The organism is Fibrobacter sp. UWCM (assembly GCF_900129735.1).
GTDB lineage: Bacteria > Fibrobacterota > Fibrobacteria > Fibrobacterales > Fibrobacteraceae > Fibrobacter.
Map to the genome: position 1 here is coordinate 19,120 of NZ_FQWR01000025.1, position 18,289 is coordinate 37,408.

The following is an 18,289-nucleotide window of genomic DNA, read 5'->3' on the forward strand; positions in this document are numbered from 1 at the left end:
ACTTAGACCTATTAAAAACAAAAATGGACCACTCCGCAAAGCGGAAAATGATCCATAATACCACCTTTTCTGGTGCAAGGAATAATATACAAAAATTACACGAACACGACTTCGTTGCCGACGCGCGGAGATTCCGCGCGGTTCGGGAGGCCACTCTCCGTATCGGCATAGCCGATGGCAACGGAGGCGTACACGCGTTCGTCATCGCGCAAGCCAAAACCGCGCAGGTATTCGAGGAGCGTCGGGTCTTCGTTCAGCCACTTGAGCTGGTTGATGTAGCAACTGCCCAGGTCGAGCTCGTTCGCCGCAAGCATCATGTTCTCCACAGCGCAGGCGACATCGGCCATGTTATTGCCGTATTCTTTCTTGTTCGCGACTACAATCAGAACAGGCGCCGTATAGCAGAACGAGTAGTTGCCCTTGCGGGAAAGCGTGATGGAATTCTTGAGGCTCTTGTACAGGTCTTCACGGAGTTCCATCTTCGCGAACGCGGCCTGCACCAGTTCCTTGAGTTTCGCAATCACCGAAGCATCCGAAATCACGAAGAAGTGATTCGTCTGAGCGTTGCCGCCGGTAGGGCCAAACTGACCCGCCTCGACAATCTGCTTCAACTTCTCGAGTTCCACAGGCTGTGCCTTGAACTTGCGGGTACTGCGACGTGTGCGTATTGCTTCGAGTGTGTTCATATTCTTTTCCTTGGAGATCCCCGCCTTCGCGGGGATGACGAATTAGGGATCGCGGGGATGACGAATGAAAAATAGATCCTTCGACTTCGTGCTTCGCACTCCGCTCAGGATGACACTTGCGTGTCACTTGTCCAACGGGAGGATCAGGATACGCGAGTTCCGCTTCTGGTTGTAGTGGTCGCGCTTGCTCTTGGGCAAATCCTCGACCGAACCATCCTCGAATCCGAAGTGGTAGAACCAGTCAAGCGCCTGCGTGGTCAGCAAGAACAGCTTACTGTAGCCTTTCATGCGCCCGACAGAAATCAGGTGCCGCACGATGGCATCGCCAATGCCCGACTTGCGGTAGTTCGCACCCACCGCGATGCCCGCGACCTCGGCCATCCCGTCTTCGAACTCGTGCAAGGCGCCGCAACCGTGAATGCTGTTGTCGATGCTGTACACCACGTAGTCCTTGAGCTTCTCGGAAATGCTTTCCTGCGTACGCGGCACCAGGTAGCCCTTCGCGATGTAGTCCTGCATGATGCGCAGGATATCGGGGATGTCCTCAATGTTCGCGGGCCGGATACTGGAGTACTGGTTCGCGTACACCATGGTACCGTCGCCCCGCGCGCTGAATACTTCTTGCAGCACGCTGCCCTGGAATTCACCGCTCAGCAAATGCACGCGGTTCGCGCCCGCCTCGCACGCCCGGATGGCGTTCATCAGGTAGTCCATCTGCGCGAAGTCGAGCACGTCGGAATTGAGTTCCAGCAGTTCCTTCGCCTGGTCCACGTCCAGTGCCGAAATCACGCCCGAGTCCGTCGGCTCCAGGTACTTCGTGTTCTTGCCAGTCACGAGCCCCTTGAGCTTGATGCCGTTCTCGTTACCGATAAAGAAGAGCTTGCCCACCTGCATGTACTTGCAGATTTCGGTCGCAAGTTCCGTAGAACTGATATTGTAGGCATGCCCGATCTTGTTCCAGCCGATAGGCGGAATGATAGGCACGAAATTCTCGTCAAGCAACTGCTCCAGAATATCGCGCTGGATCCGCTCGATCTTTCCGGTGCGCATGTAGTCCACGCCGCCAATCACGCCAAGGCTCCGGGCCAGCACCCAGTTGCCCTGGATACCGCTCAGGCCGCTCGCCGTGAGGTGGCTCATGATGCGCTGGGCAACCCCGAGGCTCGCCTGCTCAATGAGGGGCAGGGCCTCCTCGCTCGTAAGCCGAACGCCACCCTCGAACTTGCTTTCAAGTTCCCAGGCCTTCAACTGTGCGTCGATACTGTTTCGCGTACCCGGCACGATAATGATGCGGATACCCGCCTTGTGCAGCAGGGCGATATCCCGCATGAGCACGGGGAACAGCGGATGGTCCATCAGGCCGTCGTCAATCTTCAACACGAACAGCTGGCCCTTGAACCGGTCCATATAGCCGAACACTTCCCGGATGAATCCGGCAACTTCGAAGTGCTGGGAATAGAAATCGGACGCAGTGTTATTCATGTACATAAACATAAAAAAACGCGACCCCGTCAAGGGCCGCATCCACAAATTTTAGCCTTTTCAGGCCCGCAATTTCGCGTTACTTCTTCGCGGCGGGCTTCTTTGCACCCTTCGCGGCCGGTTTCTTGGCATCGGTCGGCGCGCTTGTCGAAGCATTGGCGGGTTCGGCCTTCTTGGAATCCTTTGCCTCGGCAGGTGCAGCAGCGGGGTCAGCAGCCTTAGCCGCAGCCGTATCGGCCGGCGCCACGGCAGCACTATCCACGGCCGGGGTCTCGGCATACACCTTCAGGAGTTCCACATCGAACACGAGGAGGGCATTCGCGGGGATCATCGGCGGAACGCCCGCCTCGCCGTACGCAAGGGCGCTCGGGATCCAGGCCTTCACCTTCATGCCTTCCTTCATCACCTGGAGCAGGTCCTGCCAGCCCTCGATCACGGCATTCACCGGGAACTCGAGCGGTTCGCCACGCTTCACGCTGTTGTCAAATTCCGTACCGTCCAGAAGGGCGCCAATGTAGTGGACCTGCACCTTGTCGCTCACCTTGGGGGTAATGCCGGTACCTTCCTTGACCACCTTGTACTGCACACCCTTCGTGGTCACCTTGACCGTAGAATCCAGCACATTCTTCGCCAGGAACTGCGCCTGCTCATCGAGAGATTTCTGGGCGGCAGCCTTCGCATCGGCCTCCTTCTGCTTCTGCATCTGGAGCAACAGGCCCTGGAGCGCCTGTTCGGATGCGGAATCCGTCATGAGCACCTTGCGGGTCGTGTCCACCTCGTCCTTGATAGCGGCGATAATCACGTCCAGCTTGAGGGGAACGTTTATGTTGGCAATCGCCTTGCCGAGATCCATGCCCAGCGCGTAGCTGTAGCGGTCGACCGTGCTATCGAGGGAAACCTTCACTTCGGGAGCAGGGGCGGGTGCAGCCGCAGGAGCGGGGGCCGGAGCCGGGTCCGTCGCGGGGGCGGCATTCTTGTTCCCGCCACAGGCAAGCAGGGTGGCGCAGGAGGCAGCAAGGAGGGTAAAGCGGGTCAGATTCATGGCGTTCCTTTCCGTGGTGTGATGTTCAACACACAAAAAATTAGGAATTTTCGTTCCAGTAGACCAACTTTTTTCGGGCAAAAACGGGCATTTCCCAGTGCAAGTTTGGACAAAACCCGCTTTTTCGCACCATTTCGGGCATTTTTTACCCGATTTGTGAGGCGATTCACATTATGGACAATTTGTAAACGCCAAGTTACAAGAATACTTGCATTCCATGTAAAACGTTTCTATTTTTATACACGAGGGATGGAAAGAGAGAATAACATGAATAGCAACTTTATGAATATAGTGGCGAAAGCCGCCGAAAATAAGAGCCTATTCGACTCCTCTGTCGAAAACATCAAGGTCGCACTTGATGACTCCATCAAGGTATCCACGCACGCCGTTCCGCACATGGCGCCCAAGTCCGGATCTACCGGCTGGCTCCCCGGCGCGCTATCGTACCCGTGGGCAATATTCTGCCTGGTCATCCCCGCCATTCTCGACGTGGTCGTGTAAGGCAACCCCTGCCATCCAGCGCAGGGTTTTCTTTTTATTTCTATCTTTACTCCGTAATTTTCGCGCATCCTGCGCACCGGAGACATTATGGCAGCACTCATCCTCGACGGCAAGGCACTCGCCAAGACCACTGAAGAAGAACTCAGCGCCCGCGTGGCAAAACTCAAGGAAAAGACGGGCAAGACCCCCATCCTCGCCACCATCCTGGTGGGCGACGACCCGGCGAGCGCCACCTACGTGAAGATGAAGGGCAACGCCTGCGCCCGCGTGGGCATGGAAAGCATCCGCGTGGTGCTTCCGAAGAACACCACCACCGAGGAACTGCTCAACAAGATTCAGGAACTGAACGACAACCGAGACGTGCACGGCATTTTGCTGCAGCACCCGGTTCCGCGCCACATCGACGAGCGCGCCGCCTTCGAGGCCATCGACGCCCGCAAGGACGTGGATGGCGTGACCTGCCTGGGCTTTGGCCGCATGGCGATGGGCGAACCCGCCTACGGTTGCGCAACTCCCGCAGGCATCATGCGCCTGTTGAAGGCATACAACATCCCGCTCGCGGGCAAGCACGCCGTCGTGGTGGGCCGTAGCGCGATCCTCGGCAAGCCCATGGCCATGATGCTCCTGAACGCGGACTGCACAGTGACCATCTGCCACAGCAAGACGCAGAACCTCCCCGAATTCGTGAAGCAAGCCGACATCCTGGTAGGTGCGGTCGGCAAGCCCGAGTTCATCAAGAAGGAATGGATCAAGCAGGGTGCGGTCGTGGTCGACGCCGGCTACCATCCGGGTGGCGTGGGCGATATCGAGAAGGGTCTCGACGACGTGGCGAGCGCGTATACCCCGGTTCCGGGCGGCGTGGGCCCCATGACCATCAACACGCTCATCTACCAGAGCGTGGAAAGCGGCGAAAAGTATTTAGGATAATTCGGATTTCGGATTTCAGAGTTCAGAGTTGTTTAGTTAGGCGGCTTCGCCGCGACTATTCTAATTCGTAATTCCGAATTCCGAACTCAGAACTAGTTACCGTCTGGTGCGTTCCAGTTCAACGGCGTCCGCTTCGGCGGAATTGGGCGAGAGCGTGTTCTTCATGATCTGGCCGACATATTCCGCGCCAATACCAATCAGCGTTCCCGTGAGGGAATCGTTCGAATAATTGAGATCCATCGCGGCCTTCGCATCGGATGCAGCACGTTCGTTACGCAGCGTCGCACTGTCCGAATAAACTAACGGTCTGTTTTTCGTCGCCCCCGGAATGACGACCGAATCGACGGCATCATTCTGCGCGGAAGCCTTCTTCTGCACGAGTTGCGCAAAAGGAAGCGACACGCACAACAAAAGACACGCTAAAACAAATTTCATATGGACAAATATAGTTTTTGCAAGAGTTACTTGTCCTTGACGCAACGGATTCCATAGCGGTAGCGGTCGCTATCAATGGATCTCTTGTAGACGTTCTTGCGCACGCTATTGACTCCGTTCGACGACATGATGTAGTAGTAGCCCTTCTTGTTCTCGACATCTTCTGCACCAATGCACGCCACGGCCTCGTCCCTGACATTGACAATATCGTAGCCGGAATTATCCTGGTAGCAGGTGTTCGGGATAACACCTAGACCGTACTTGTCGGTACCCTGGTTGTATGAAGGCCACCTGAACGTGTATCTCAAATCAAGGGCGTATGTCGCCGAATCGTTCGCACGGACAAAGGCGAGCAGGCTATCCCAATCCGCAGTGGTCGAGATATGCCAGCCATCCGGGCAGAGGGGGTCTATGACAAGGGAGGTGAACGGGAACGAGTAGTGCAGCCCGTAGATGTCGCAGGAATCGCGCTTGCAGGTACTATTTTCCGATTCGTACTTGAGGTTCTCTGCCATCCATGTCGTGCCGTTGATTTCTATGGTCCTGTATTCATGGCCATCGCGTTCATCGACAAGCGTACCGTATGTTCCCTTATACCCGTACACCACTTTTTCTTCGCTCACGCAGCGGACGTTAAACTTCGTGTCCCTTATGGCATTCGCTTTAGCAACATTTGCAGTATCCGTATAGGTTCCTTTATAGGCGACCAAGGTATATACAAGGGAATCATTAAGCTCCGTACTTGACCACAGGTAGGTAGCCGTATCACCAAAGTCATCCCTGCCGTTCCATATATACCCCATCATTATAAGTGAGAATCCCGAACTGTTGTTCCCCTTGTAGGTTTCATTTTCCTGGGAAACCAAGGTACTGGCGCGCTTATAAGGCGTCGCTATATACACCAACGTGTCAAAATCTTCCTTTGTGGGGAGTCGCCAACCTGCAGGGCAGGCTGTCAAAGCATCTTCATACCGATAGAACTTTCCATAGCGCACACACGAGAATGTCGTGTTTCCGTGATACCCTCCAAAACAGACACTGCTGTCCGTCTCGAAATTCAGGTTCTCCGCCATCCACTTGGTATGCCCGATGTTTATGGTCTTGTACGTCCTGTTATCGCGGCTGTCGGTAAATTCCCCGTACTCGAGTTCAGGGTTCATGTAACTCAAGGTATCGTCCTTGAGGCGCCCCTTCATGCAAAGCAGCCCGGACACGTTCGCGGTATCGTCCTTGATTGTCGCGATATTCGAGCCCTTCGCGAATACGACGCTTCCCGTTATTTCGCCCTTCTTGCTCCCCCCTATCAGGAACCTGGCCTCATCGCCATCCGTGGGCTTGATGCCGAGACCAAATGCGTCAAAGGCATAGTCATCGCCCCAGCCTTCCTGCGCCTTGAGCGTAAACCCGGCAAAGCACTCGCCACCGACATAAGCGAGAAAGTCTTTCCACTCGCTAACACTCGGGATATGCCATTCGAAAGGGCACGCCTTCTTGCCGTTAGCCTCGAGATACATATACTTGCCATTGATTTTCAAGCTGCCGTCTTCGTATATGGAGCACTTATTTTCGCCATTCTTGTTGCAGGCTCGGGTAGAAAGCGAACTGTTTGGTTCAGCACCATTGCACACCTTCCGGTCCTCGCCACGGACACCGAATGTCGTCGTAGGATTATTTAGATTGGGAACCAAGTCTCCCTTTATGCACCGCAATGCAGCAGGAAACGCAAAATTCGTAGTCGCCTTGTCATTGATATTTTTTGAGTCAAATACCATGAAATATGGTCTGATATTTTCACTACCACTAGTTTGTGTAGCCGTAAAGAAATTTAACGCAGCCGATTTATTCGTCCCTTTTTCGGGAATGGCAACGGTAAACCCGTAATCATCGGTCCCCTGATAGCTCGACGCGTTATCCTTAGAAAACAGAGCCGGAGCCAACCCCTTATACTCGTAGAATGAGGGAGTCGATCCGTAGAACTTACTAAGCAGGGCCACCCAATCCCCCCTCGTCGGAATCCTCCATCCATCCGGGCAGATTCCCTGGAGAGGCTGGTCACAAACAATGTTGTACCCACAATAGGATTTTGTAGAATCGATAACCTCGCCCCAGGTATAGATTCTTCCATACTTGGTGCAGTCCTTATCATCGTCTTGGTGGCAACCGAGGCTAGATGCCGGCGCGTAGTTCAGGTTCTCCGCCATCCAGATACTTCCATCAACGGTAATGGTCCTGTACTCGCGCCCGTCGCGCTTGTCGGTAAACGTTCCCTTCTCAATCTTAGAGACGTCGTAGGTGTATCTCGACGAAGAGGACCCCGCGCTAGAAGATGACCCGCCGGAACTGGAACTGGAGCCCTTCCTGCTGGAACTGGAACCGCTTTTGGATTCGCTAGAATCCTCATCGCCGTCGGAATCACTCGAGTCATCTTCCAGGGAGGAACCGTCGCCACGGGCGATAAAGTCGGAATCGTCGTCCCCGCAGGCAAAAAACACCTGCGTCAAGACCACAATCAAGCCTATAGAAAGAAGATGCTTCATGTTCCCTCCTATCTAGTCGTCGTTCTTTACGCATCGAACAGAGTTATGCCTATGCCGGGAACTGTTGTCGTAACTTCCAATGCCCGTAAAGCTCGCGCTCATGGTAATTTCAGTGTGTAAATGGTATCTTGGCGTGGCAGCAAAATACGCCTCAGATCCCCAATCATCAAAAGCCCATCCCATGTTCAAGGAATTAAAGTATATGCCGCAGGGCAACGCCGAAAAACCTACCGGGTCCTTGTCTGGGACCGACTTGCCCCAGCCCTGCCTAGACCTCAGCATATCGGCAGTCTTGTCCGTGTTGCTGCTATAGTATTCCGTAATGATATGCTCAAATTCATCCGTACTGGGGATGTGCCAACCATCGGGACAAATGCCCTGGTGCGGGTCTACAATCATCGCCTTCGCCGTGACGGAATCCATGGATTCGTTGAGGTTCATGACGGCAGCCCAGTCGTACAGCCTTCCGCACACATCGCAATGCGCTTCCTTCTTGCTATTGCAGATGTGGCCTCCGCTCAGGTTGGCCATAAGCGTACTGTCCTCGTCGGCCTTGTTCTTGTAGCCCTTGAAGTTCAGGTTCTGTGCCATCCATACCTTGTTCCCTATTTTCACAGTCGCGTACGTCTGTCCATCGCGCGGGTCAATCATTGTCCCGTAGTCAATATCCGGATTGAGCCGGAACTTTACAGGGACATCAACCGACCAAGGGCGAGCCTCAATCCACGTTCCCTTCCCATTGCAATAGTATTCAAACTTAGAGGCGCCAATGACCGTCTTTTCCGTAGTTCCGCAGACCGGAAAATCCAACTTGTACATATCCCTATCCATAACGGTAGAACGGTCCCACTCCTTTCCATCGCAGGTATAGAAACCCGATGCGGAAGTATCGGACGCGACCCTGAAGACATCCCCTGCACGGTCCGAAGTACAGGCACCGCGCCCACTGACCGTATCGAAGAACTTTATCAGGTTCACCCTTATGGGGTCACGGTTCGCATGCCTAGAATAGACGTCCCCCAAGCAAGCGAGACCGACACAGTTGTAGAACGTGCTGGCCAGCCCGGAAGCAAGTTCATCCCCCAGGTTGAGCGTACCGTCTGTAACAAAGGCATCCGACCAGAAATCAGTCCGCAACGCATTACCCAACCAAGAGATGGATTCCGTCGTTGCAATTGTCGCCGCCCAGTACCCACCTTCCGTCTCGTCATGCAGCACATCAATTCTTTCCAGGTCATGGAAGGCCTCTTCGACATAGAAGGCCTTTCGCAAGTCGCTTTCCGCCTGCGCCTTGGCTTCGTCAAACGACAAGCCTTTTTCGCGCACCAGGTACTTTACCCTCTTGTAGATAAAGTTCATCGCCGAATTCACATACAGGGAATCCACCCCCTTCAGGTTGACAACCGCATACTCGTCTACGTAGTACCTTATCGTAGAGTTCGTGCCGTCATTCACCCTAACGTGTATCTCGGCGTACTCGATATCTTCGGGGAGCCCCCGGACACTGAACCGGTACCCAATAGAGTCAATCTTTCCCGCGTACGAAACCGTAGAATCCACATATTCCAGTTTGCTTGTCAGCGCACGTACTTCGATGGTAGGCATTACCACATGCCCGACAAAGCCTTGGTACACGCCCGCAATCGCCTTCCCGGGAATGTCCTCGTAAGCGATGGAAGATGAGCTTGCCAGCGAAGAACTGGAGGATTTCACGGAAGAGGAACTGCGTACACTCGAAGAACTGGACGAGCGGGAGGACGAATAACCGGACGAAGACCCTTTGCCGCTGGAACTTGAGCCTTTCTTGCTGGAACTGGAACCACTCTTGGAATCAGCAGAATCCTCGTCACCTTCGGAATCGCTCGAATCGTCTTCCAGGGAGGAACCGTCGCCACGGGCGATAAAGCCAGAATCGTCGTCACCACAGGAAGCCATGACGAACAGGAACGCCAATACAAGAACCTGCAGGAACAATTGTTTTTTCATAACCCGAAGTTTCCTCCTACTTATTATAACACAATAATAAATAATTTACCGGTCACGGCGCGCAAAGAACTCCGCGACAATCGTGCCGCTTATGGAATGGTACGCGCAGCTGATGGCACACGGGACCACGCAAATCGCAGCCTCCGGGTGGGCCGCCACGTTCTCGGGGTTCGCGAAGAAGGCAGCCGCAAGCACGGTCGCCATGCCCGCATTCTGCACGCCCACCTCGATAGCGATAGTGCGCTTCTTTGCGGTATTGAACTTGAAGATGCGCCCGACGGTATAGCCCAGCACGTAGCCGAGCCCGTTGTGGAAAAACACCACCGCAAGCACGAGGAACAACAGCGAAAGCCCGTTCGTAAGCAGGTGCGGGCGCACCGTCACGATGACACCGCCCACAATCAGCGCAAGGCCAATCACGCTAACCGCAGGCATATTCGCACGCACTTCCTTGAACACCGGGTTCTTGCCCAGGAAATAGTTGCAAATAAAGCCAACCAGAATCGGCGCAACCGTCACGTACAGGATATTCAGGAACATCCCCTTCGCGTTCACGTCAATGCTCGTATCGGCAAGCCAGAGCACGAGCAGCGGGGTCATGAGGGGGGCAAGCAAAGTCGAGACCATCGTCATGCTCACGGAATACGTCACGTCCCCCTTGGCAAGGAAGCTCATCACGTTGCTCGAGACGCCACCCGGGCAGCAACCCACGAGAATGATGCCCACGGCCAGGTACGGGTCGAGCCTGAAAACCTTGGTGAGGATGAAGGCCACCAGCGGCATGATGGTGTACTGCGCGCACGCCCCGAGCAGAATGTGGAGCGGCTGCTTCATGAGGTTCTTCACGTCGTCGACGGTGATGGTGAGGCCCATGCTGAGCATGATGATGCCCAGGATGATGGAACTCGTGTTGCCGTGCACCCAGCCGAACGCGACCGGGAGGAAAAAGGCGACCACCGCGGCGCCGATGACGACCAGAGATGTATAGGTAGAAAGGAAACGGCTGATAGCCTTGATAATCTTGAGCATGCGCAAAATATAGCATTGTAGCGGGTCCGTGGCCCCCCATTTTACAAAACCGTGCCAATTGACGATATAATAAAAGAAATTTCGAATTGTCATTTTACTGACATTTTTTTTGAGTATATTAAGCCTATGCTACATCTTAAATTTGCATTGAATCTGGAGCATCTCGCCGACGAGATGATCGAAGCCCTCACTGCCGCCTGGACCGACCCGTTCAACGCCCCGGTCGTGATATTCCCGGACCCGAAACTCGAGCAGTGGTTTCGCCTGCGCTGGATGAAGAAGAAGGGTGTGCTCGCCAACCTGAACAAGAGCACCATTGACAGGTTCCTGTTTGATATTCTGGTGGGGGAAGGTGTAGTCAAGGGAAAAGAAAACAAAACAACCCGCCTCTGCAAGCTCTCGGCGGATATCCTGATGAACGTGATTCTCGCCTACCTGACGAGCGAAACGGACGGTATCCCGAACTACAAGCGCATCGACGACGAAGTGACCCGCTACCTCACGAACGCGAACGACCCGGAGGGAGGACTTGACGAAAACCACCTGTTCGATTTTGCCCTGAAGATGGCATCCCTCTTCCTGGAATACGAGACGAGCCGCCCGAGCGGTTTCGCAAAAAACGCGAATGGCGATGTAGATGGCATTCTCGACCACTGGAAAGCGGGAAAACTGCAGCCGTTCTTTGCAAATTTCAACGGCAAGCTCGCGGGGCGCGAGGCATGGCAGCAAAAGCTGTATTCGGCCATTTTCCACAAGCAGGGCGACAATGAATCGCTGTTGACCCGAGCTTTCAAGGAAATGTCCCAGAAATTGCACGAAAATCGGAACTACCTCACCATCCCGTACCTCTTCGAGGCACTTGAAAACGGTAAATTCAACGAAGAAAAACTTCCGCACGGCAGCAACGGCAAGGCACTTCCCGTCTTTATTTTCGGGCTTTCGGGCATGGGGCAGTTCTACCGCGTCATATTGCAGAAATATGCCAGCGAGCACGACGTGTACGCGTTCATCCAGAATCCGTGTATGGAATTCTGGGAAGACGCGTTTACCGCCCCCGAGAAGATTTGCAGGAATTGGGAAGTTTCCAAGACCGGTGAATGGAAATCGGGTACCGGCGATGCCGCGCACATCAAGGACAAGATGAAAATCATGGAAACGGGAAATCCCGAATCCGGCGACCCGACGACGGACATCGAGGATATCTCTGAATACGCTGGCAACGGCACGCAACCTGCAGCGCAACCTGCAGAAAACGACCTGCTCGTAAACTGGGGCCGTTCCGGACGCGACAATATAAAACTCTGGTGCCAGGCGACCAACTACGATTTCGATTTCAACGGGATTTTTGACAGGGAGGGGCGCGAAATCGAATTGCCGCAAGACTCCCTCCTGCACAAGGTACAGTACGCCGTCGCACATCGCGAAAACAACATGGACGGTCTCGAATCCTGCGTAGGCGACGGTTCCCTCGACGTGACCGCGGCACCGACCCGAATTCGCGAGATCGAGAACCTGCACACCCAAATCTGCAAGCTGCTCAGGAAGGGCGCACGCGTCGAGGATATCCTGGTGGTATCGCCCTGCCTCGACGATTACCGCACGGCAATCAACATGGTGTTCGACCAGAGCGAAAAGATGCGCATCCCGTTCTCGATAGTTGATTCGCCCGCAAGGAGTTCCCTGACCGAAAATGCACTCGCGAGCCTGTTTACCGTCCTTGACCAGAAGGGGATTTCCAGGCCCGACTTCTTTGCGCTGGTCCGTAATCCCGTTGTGCAGGCGGTCCGCAAGATTACCAACGAGGAGGTGGACGCCTGGCAGAACTGGGTATCCGAAACGAATACGTTCCGCCCCCGCGACAAGCAGGATGACTGGGACAAGGTCAAGAACCGCCTGCTGATGGCCCAGATGACGACATACGACGTCAAGTTCGACGGCGATACGCTCCGGCCATTCTCCGACATGGCCTGCTCCGACAAGGCATCGCTCTGCAAGTTTATCGACTGCATCGAAACGCTCGAGGATTGGGTGGAATTCGGCAAGAACAAGTGCAACGACCTGGAAAAGCTCGCGGAACATCTCGACAAGTGGATTGCCATGCCGCACGTTCCCGATGCACTCAAGAGTGAAACCATCGTCTACAGGCGCGTCGCCGATGCGATTGCGCTTCTCGGCTGGCAGAATGCGGCCGGCCAGAACGAAATCTCGATGAAAATCGTGGAACAGACCCTCCTTACCGCCGCACAGGGAACCGAATACAGTTGCGGGAACATTTTCGTGAACGGGATTACCTTCATGAAGTTCGCCCCGAACCGCACTCTCCCCGTAAAGCACCTGTTCTTTATCGGCGCCGACGCGATGTCGTTCCCGGGGGCAAAACAGCACAATACGCTCGACCTGCGCAAATCCTGCAGGCCCTGGCCCGGTGACGATTCGCCCGTACTCAAGAACCGCTATGCGTTCCTGTGCCAGCTCATGAGCACGGGGGAAGGTTTCCACCTGAGCTACGTGAACAAGGATATCAAGAAGGATGCGGAACTGTACCCGTCGTCGGTGGTAAACGACCTGCGAAAATTCATCGCCGTGGAATGGAAGGAAACGGAGATTAAGCTCGACGAGACGCGCGATGTAACCGAACTGTTCACGCCCAAGAGCCTGCGCAACAAGGAAGCGTACGAATGGATGCGCCTCTCCGAAGAAGAACACCAGGAAAAAATCAGGAGCCGTCGCAGGGAAAGGCTCGGAAAGCTGGACAGAAACAAGCTGAAGGAATACCTGGTGCGTATTCCGGAAAGGGTCGGCTTCTACACGCTCGCAAGCTTCCTGAAAGACCCGTTCCAGTTCCGCATCTCGCTCATGCTGATTGACGAAGATGACGAGGATGTCGAGAAGGAACTTTTCGAGCCCGTATATTTCGACCATCTGGATACAAGCATTGTGCTGAAGAAGGCGCTGGCCGCCGAACTTTCGGGAGAATCGGAAGAACTCGAAAACTTCAAGAAAGACCTCGAACTGAAGGGAAAGACGCCTAACGGCGAATTCGGGGCAATCCAGTGGCAAACCATCGACGCCAAGAAGAAGCTGATTCACACCCAGATGGGCGGCACTGCCGAGGCGCCCGGCCTCGTGCAGGACATTCAGGCAAACTGGTCGTACGGCCAGAAAATCCAGGATTTGCAATTCGCACGTACCGACGGTTCCCAGTGGCTCCTCTCCGGCAAGCTGGACTGGAGCAACGCAAAGAAAATCGAAGACGTGACGGAAATAATCGAGGTCAGCTCGACTAGCAGCAAGAACGAAAAAATTTCCTTCGACAAGTACATGTCCCCCTATATCAAGGCGCTTGCCGTCATTGCGTACAAAGGCTCCGCCAAACCCGAACTTGAAAATACACCACAGACAATCGGCGTTTCCATCTATTCCTGCGACAAGGAAATGAGCGGCCCCGCAAAGACGAGCGTAATCATGACTCCCGCAGACGCCCGCAAGAAAATCGAGACCATATACGCCACCGCATTCGGTGACGAGGCGACAAAATCCATGCCGTTCAGCAAGGCAGTCCCTGCCGACCTCATCGGCGAACTCAAGGAAAAGAATATCTTCAGCTACGCCGAAAAGCTTCTGAGCGATTCATGGGCATTTTTCGACAAGAAGAGCCTTTTCAACCCCTTGACCGATGTCGGATTCTCTCCCGATAATTTCGCAAGCGAATGGGACGAGGCGACCGATAAAATGAACAGGCTCATCGCCATCAAGAAGTACGCGAAGCCTAAAGAGCAGAACAGCGCGGCGACAACAAAGAAGGCTGAAACAGGCAAGGCGGCTACGGCTAAAACCGCCGCCAAGAAGACTACGGCAAAGAAAGGCAAGGCAAAGGAGTAGAGGCGAGTATGTCAGAAGAAATCAATGAATTCAAGATAAACAAGTTCACTCCTTCCAAGAGCATCTACATCGAGGCTTCCGCAGGCACCGGCAAGACATACACTATCCAGCTGATAGTCGCGCGCATGCTTGCCGAGGGCACTCCGCTCAAGAAAATCCTGATCGTGACCTACACCGAAAAGGCGGCAGGCGAACTGAAGGACCGTATCCGCAAGAAAATCGACGAGGTCCTGCAAAAGGGCAGAATCGACAAGAGCGAACCCGAACTTTCGCCCGAACAGATGGCGAATTTCCGCAAGGCCTATCAGGATGTGGACAACGCGGCGATATTCACCATCCATTCCTTCTGCCAGAAGGCGCTCAAGGAGTACGCCTACGATGCAGGCAGACCGTTCGACATGGCGATGGTCGATGATTCCGCCGTCGAGGACATGGTGGACCAGTACATTCGCGACAAGTGGATCGAGGATGACGAATTCATCGCCCTGCTGAGAGAAGCCGAAAGCACCTCCAGCCTTATCGAGAACCTGAAAAGCTATTTCATCAAGGCTGTCGATATGTACAAGGGAGTCGACGCAAGCGGCAAGGAAATCGTCACGATTGACGAAGTCGAAATGCCCAAGCTGGGCGAAAAAGCGCTGTCGCTGGAAGAACTGCAAAAGATTGCGCAGGCGAAGAATTTCGAAGAACTCGTGTCTACCCTTCATCTGGAAGGCCATCTTGAAAATTTTGAAGCGAACACGGACAAATTCTTCACAAAGAAAAACACGGGGCCGATTCCTGAATTTCTCAGCAGTCTAAAGAAATGGAAAAAGGGTTCTCCGTTATACGACGGTTCGTTCAAAGACGGGAAATGCCCGCAAGAAGACTGGCCCAAGGATATGTATGCGTCTTTTTGCTACCTAAAGGAACTCAAGGGATTCCTTTCCGACATCGACAAGAAGGTTGAAAAGGTCAAGCTCCACAAGTTCCTTATCGCCCATACGCCGCAACTTTTCGACGCATGGCAGGCATACAAGGCCGAAAACAAGTTGCAGTCGTTCAACGACATGATTCTTTCGGTCCACAAGGCCGTCATGGAGCCCGGCAGTGCGCTCAAGGAACGCCTCAGCGCGCAGTACACCTACGCCATCATCGACGAATTCCAGGACACGAACCAACTGCAGTGGGATATCTTCAGCAATGTGTTCCAGAACTTCGTGGTAGGCGACCCCAAGCAGTCCATCTACAGTTTCCAGGGCGCCGACGTGAACGTGTACAAGAAGGCGACAGGCGAAATCGGCAAGAAAATTGACCTCGTGCACAACTTCCGCTCCACGGACGGGATTATCAACGGCTGCAACGCGCTATTTTCCGGCAATTATTTCGCCCCCGCAGAAGGGATGCCCGAACTCGTGAAGTTTACGGATTCATACCCTCCCGAAGGCGAGAACGCAGGCCAGAAGAAGAAGGCGCCCGAAATCGACGGCAACGAAGTCCGCTCCATCTGGCTCAGCGAGAAGGACATCTCGGCAGACAGTTTCGCCGCAACGGCAGTCGCGCATATTATCGACTGGTGTTCCTTCCGCGAAGACGGCAAGACGACGCGCCTCCAGGTGTTCGACAAGGATTACGGCAAACCCGGTCACGATTCGGTACTCAAGAACGTGACGTTCAAGGATTTCGCCATTCTCGCAAAATCCCGCAGCGAGATGGAAAACATCGAAAGCATCATGCGGAGCGTGGGCGTACCCTACACGCAATACAAGGAGACGAACCTGTTCCGCAGCAGGGAATGCGCCGAATGGATTTCGCTCTTCCGTGCGATAAACGCCCCCGATTTTTCTTCATGGAACAGGCAGCTGCTCAGCGAAGTGCTCATTACCGACTTCTTCAAGGATGTCGTCGCCGAAAGGGAACGCGCCACCCGCGGCTCGGAACAGTCCAGCGGCCTCGAGGAACTGCACTACGCCGAAAGCAAGGAATTTGACGACCCGAACAACCCGGAACGCCTGCAGATTGCCTCCTGGAGGACCCTCGCGCTGAAACGCCGTTACGCCGAAATGCTGGAACGCATCTACGACGACACGCAAATAGAATACCGCCTGATGGATGTTTCCCGGTTGCAGAGCATGGCCCGCCTGCGCCAAATCGGCAACTACGCCATCGACTATCTGTACAATCACAGGTGCTCGCTCAACGACCTTATCCGCCACCTGCAGGGGCTCGCCCGCTACGAGGAATCTGCCGACGACGAGAACGGCGACCTGGTCGAAAAGGGCAGCGACTTCAACGCCGTGCAGGTAATGACCATCCACGCGTCCAAGGGGCTCGAATTCCCGGTAGTCATTTCGGTCGCGGGCTTCAAGCAGTTGCCTAATTCCAAGCCGCCCTACATCACCCACGGCAAAGACGACTCGCTGCACCTCGGCTTTGGCGACACGGCGAAGGAATGCCGCCAGCGCGAAGAGATGGAAGAATGGAAACGCCTGTTCTACGTGGACTTCACACGCGCTTCTTCGCTGTTGCTTATCCCGCGTTACGACGTGTGGTACAAATCCGGTGGTGAAAAAAGCGGACACTTCAAGCATGTCCACTTCCTGATGGATGCCCTTGAGAACTTTGCCGAAAACAGCACGGATCTGTACGACAGCCTGCTGAAAAAAGACCAGTGGGTCACCGCACAGGAAGGCATCGCCGAGAAAGCGAACCTCGTCAAGGACATTCTCGCCAGGACAAACGAGGCAAACAGTAATACGGTCGACCTCGACAAGGCCATCACGGAACAGAAGGTGGAAATCGCTTCCCTGCAGGGGAAGGTCGCAAGCGCAAGCATAATGCAGTATTCATACTCCTCGCTTTCCGGCCGAGCCGAGACGCCCATTGCCGAAGCCGACGACAGCCGTACCGAAAAGGAAGGCGAATCTACGGCAGAAGAAATCCCCGTACCGGGAATGGAAAACTACCCGCGCGGGACAAAGGTGGGCGACGCGCTCCACAACATTCTCGAACGTATGCGCTTCAAGGCATTCGGGGAAAGGTTCAAGTCCCTCGAAGATGCGCTCGGGCACACCCCGAATATCGAAACATCAGAACTCGAGAACGTCATCGAGGAAGAATTCAAGGCGCAGTCGCTCCCGATAGCCGCCCACAAGAAGGAATGGACCGAAATCACCGCGCGCCTCGTGTGGAACACGCTGCACGCAAGCCTCCCCGTAATCGAGGGTGCAGAAATCCACCGCGACGCAACCTTCAGGCTGGTAGAACTCCCCCTAAACGACCACAAGCCCGAAGTGCAGTTCGGCATGAACGCCTATGCCGGGAACCCGGCGGATACCGGCACGGACGCGCCCCCTGCAGAAACCGAGGCGCTTACGATTCTGCACCGCGTGTGCAAGGGTTTCATCGATCTGCTTTTCGTGCGCGAAGTCAACAAGCAAAAACGTTACTCCATCCTTGACTGGAAATCGGACTCGCTCGAAAACTACGGCGACGCGGAAATCAAGAAAAAGGTGGACGAGGACTATTCCGTCCAGCGGGTGCTCTACAGTTACTGCCTTATCCAGTGGCTCAAGCAGTTCTACAGCAAGCGCGCCGACGGATCGGGCGAAGGCCTCGACGAACAGCAGATTTTCGAGCAGCACTTCGGCGGTATTTACTACGCGTTCCTCCGCGGTACGGACGGTGCCACGGGCAAGGGAATCTACGCGCACACCTGGAAGGATTACGCATCCCTCGAAGAGGCATACGGAGAAGTCAAGAAGCTGATGAGCAAGAAAAAGAAGGACGAGGGAGAAAACTAA

The 18,289-nt window shown here is 54.5% G+C and carries 11 protein-coding genes; 4 read left to right on the plus strand and 7 right to left on the minus strand.

Annotated elements, in window-relative coordinates; all coding sequences use genetic code 11:
- Window positions 1-95: 95 nt before the first annotated feature.
- The 3 genes from BUB22_RS13625 to BUB22_RS13635 all read right to left on the minus strand — a co-directional run bounded on the left by BUB22_RS13625 (window position 96) and on the right by BUB22_RS13635 (window position 3,210).
- Window positions 96-686: a nitroreductase gene (locus BUB22_RS13625; RefSeq protein ID WP_073115984.1), complete on the minus strand. Its 591-nt coding sequence runs from the start codon at window positions 684-686 to the stop codon at window positions 96-98.
- Between the two features lie 123 nt (window positions 687-809).
- A complete protein-coding gene (gene argA, locus BUB22_RS13630; protein WP_073116025.1) occupies window positions 810-2,168 on the minus strand; it encodes an amino-acid N-acetyltransferase in 1,359 nt (452 codons plus the stop codon).
- Window positions 2,169-2,247: 79 nt separating this feature from the next.
- Complete coding sequence (locus BUB22_RS13635; RefSeq protein WP_073115986.1) at window positions 2,248-3,210, minus strand: FKBP-type peptidyl-prolyl cis-trans isomerase; 963 nt, start codon at window positions 3,208-3,210, stop codon at window positions 2,248-2,250.
- 267 nt (window positions 3,211-3,477) lie between these two features.
- Between BUB22_RS13635 and BUB22_RS13640 the strand changes: the two genes are divergently transcribed.
- Both BUB22_RS13640 and folD read left to right on the plus strand, forming a co-directional pair.
- On the plus strand, window positions 3,478-3,711 hold the full coding sequence (locus BUB22_RS13640) for a hypothetical protein (RefSeq protein ID WP_073115988.1): 234 nt from the start codon (window positions 3,478-3,480) through the stop codon (window positions 3,709-3,711).
- Between the two features lie 87 nt (window positions 3,712-3,798).
- Entirely contained in the window at window positions 3,799-4,638 is an 840-nt protein-coding gene (gene folD, locus BUB22_RS13645) for a bifunctional methylenetetrahydrofolate dehydrogenase/methenyltetrahydrofolate cyclohydrolase FolD (protein ID WP_072813350.1), read from the plus strand.
- Between the two features lie 96 nt (window positions 4,639-4,734).
- Here folD and BUB22_RS13650 read toward each other — a convergent pair whose 3' ends face one another.
- Genes BUB22_RS13650 through BUB22_RS13665 form a run of 4 tightly spaced genes read right to left on the minus strand, consistent with a single transcriptional unit; the run spans window position 4,735 to window position 10,625 of the window.
- The gene (locus tag BUB22_RS13650; protein ID WP_143152023.1) at window positions 4,735-5,073 is read right to left on the minus strand and encodes a hypothetical protein; all 339 of its coding nucleotides are present in this window, start codon (window positions 5,071-5,073) and stop codon (window positions 4,735-4,737) included.
- 26 nt (window positions 5,074-5,099) lie between these two features.
- Entirely contained in the window at window positions 5,100-7,610 is a 2,511-nt protein-coding gene (locus BUB22_RS13655; RefSeq protein ID WP_073115990.1) for an FISUMP domain-containing protein, read from the minus strand.
- A gap of 12 nt (window positions 7,611-7,622) precedes the next feature.
- Window positions 7,623-9,596: an FISUMP domain-containing protein gene (locus tag BUB22_RS13660; protein WP_139259013.1), complete on the minus strand. Its 1,974-nt coding sequence runs from the start codon at window positions 9,594-9,596 to the stop codon at window positions 7,623-7,625.
- 45 nt (window positions 9,597-9,641) lie between these two features.
- Window positions 9,642-10,625: a bile acid:sodium symporter family protein gene (locus BUB22_RS13665; protein ID WP_073116027.1), complete on the minus strand. Its 984-nt coding sequence runs from the start codon at window positions 10,623-10,625 to the stop codon at window positions 9,642-9,644.
- Window positions 10,626-10,751: 126 nt separating this feature from the next.
- Between BUB22_RS13665 and BUB22_RS13670 the strand changes: the two genes are divergently transcribed.
- Both BUB22_RS13670 and BUB22_RS13675 read left to right on the plus strand, forming a co-directional pair.
- On the plus strand, window positions 10,752-14,507 hold the full coding sequence (locus BUB22_RS13670) for an exodeoxyribonuclease V subunit gamma (protein ID WP_073115994.1): 3,756 nt from the start codon (window positions 10,752-10,754) through the stop codon (window positions 14,505-14,507).
- 8 nt (window positions 14,508-14,515) lie between these two features.
- Window positions 14,516-18,289, plus strand: coding sequence for a UvrD-helicase domain-containing protein (locus BUB22_RS13675; RefSeq protein ID WP_073115996.1), 3,774 nt, complete (start codon window positions 14,516-14,518; stop codon window positions 18,287-18,289).